Source organism: Leucobacter soli, assembly GCF_042659205.1.
GTDB lineage: Bacteria > Actinomycetota > Actinomycetes > Actinomycetales > Microbacteriaceae > Leucobacter > Leucobacter soli.
Window position 1 is genome coordinate 1 of the sequence record NZ_JBHSRW010000339.1, and the last position, 1,763, is coordinate 1,763.

Annotated in this window: 2 protein-coding genes; both read left to right on the top strand. The window is 72.8% G+C overall.

Annotation, left to right across the window (positions count from 1 at the left end; genetic code table 11):
• The coding region (locus ACFPZL_RS12875; RefSeq protein WP_382335758.1) for an MFS transporter at positions 1-342 on the top strand (342 nt) is incomplete at its 5' end.
• A partial coding sequence (locus ACFPZL_RS12880; protein ID WP_382335760.1) for a pyridoxal phosphate-dependent decarboxylase family protein occupies positions 339-1,763 on the top strand: 1,425 nt, incomplete at its 3' end. The genes ACFPZL_RS12875 and ACFPZL_RS12880, both read left to right, overlap by 4 nt.

The window sequence follows — 1,763 nt, forward strand, 5'->3', positions numbered from 1 at the left end:
CCGGCCGCGCCCGAGCACCGCGGCGAGCACCGCGGCGAGCACCGCGGCGAGGCCCGCTCCGGGGTGTTCGGCGGCGTCTGGACCGCCGGGGAGACCACGGGCATGGCGCTCGGATCCACCGCCCTGACGATCGTGCTCGCGCTCACCGGCTATCTCGAGTCCACCTCCGGCGTCACGGTGCAGCAGCCCGGGTCCGCCATCGTCGGCATCGTGCTCTCGTTCAGCCTGCTCCCGGCGATCCTCATGTTCGCGAGTCTCTTCACGCTGAACCGCTACCGCCTCCGCGAGAGCGACATCGTCGGCCATGCTCCCCCGCAGGATCCCGCCGGAGCGGAGCAGTGAACCGGGCGGCCGGAAGCCACGGCTCGGATTCCGCCGAGGTCCTCGCGCGTCTGCGCGAGTTGCGGGAGCTCGACGCGCCGACGCACGGCGGCCGGGTGCTCTCCTACGTCTACGATGCGGGCCTTCCGGAGCTCGATGCGCTGGCCGGCCGCGCCGCCGAACTGGCTCGGCCGCTGAACGGACTCGACCCTACGACCTTCCCGTCGGTTGCGGCGATGGAACGCGATCTCATCAGCTTCACCCGCCGGGCGTTGAACGGGCACCGCCGCCGGCTCGGCGGGCCCGTCGTCGGCAGCGTGACGAGCGGCGGGACCGAGAGCTGCCTCCTCGCGGTGAAGGCGGCGAGGGACCTCTGGCGCCGTCGGCACCCGGACAGCCGAACCGTGCCGCGATTGGTCGCCCCGGTCACGGCGCACGCCGCGTTCCAGAAGGCGGCGCGCATGTTCGACCTCGAGTGGTGCCCGGTGCCCTGCGACACCGATGGATCCGTGCGAGCCACCGAGCTGATCGGACACCTCGACGATGATGTCGCGCTGGTCGTCGTCTCGGCCCCGGCGTATCCGTCCGGAGCGATGGACCCCATCGGCTCCGTCTCCGACGCGGCCTCCGCCCGCGGCATTCCCTGCCACGTCGACGCCTGCTTCGGCGGCCTCGCACTGCCGTGGTGGCCGGGCGCGCCCGTCTGGGACTTCCGGCTGCCGGGGGTCACCAGCATCTCCGCGGACCTGCACAAGTTCGGCTACGCGCCGAAGGGCGTATCGGTGCTCCTGCACCGCGGCCGGGCGCCGCACCGCGCACAGTTCTTCGCCACGACGGGCTGGCCCGGCTACCCCGTCGTGAACCCGACCCTGCTGGGCTCCCGGTCCATCTCTCCCATCGCAGCGGCATGGGCCATCACTCGCCGGCTCGGCGCAGAGGGCTACCGCGAACTGACGGCCTCCTGCGAGCGCGCGACGCACCGACTCGTCCGGGCGGTCGACGGCATACCGGGCCTCGCAGTGCAGGGCAGGCCGATGGGACCCGTGCTCTCGCTGGTCGCCGACGAGTCGGTGCCGAGCGTCCGGCGCGTCGATCCGCACCACCTCACCGATGCGCTGACGCGTCTCGGCTTCATGATCCAGCATCAGCCCGGGCACACCCAGTCGAACGGCGTCAGGCTGCCGCACAGCGCGCATTTGACGATCACACCGGTCACCGAGCAGACGGCGCGCGAGTTCATCGTCGCCCTCCAGAGCGCCGCCGACGCCGTCCGAGGCAGGCGCCCGGCCTCCCCCGTCGCCGCCCTCGCCGCGATGCGGATGCTGGGCTACGGCGTCGACGGCCGAGTGCCCGGACCGAGCGCGGCCTGGGCGATCCTGCGCAGCGTCGGCGTGAGCAAGCGCGCGAAGCCCGGGGATCAGGCCCAGCTCATGGCGCTAGAT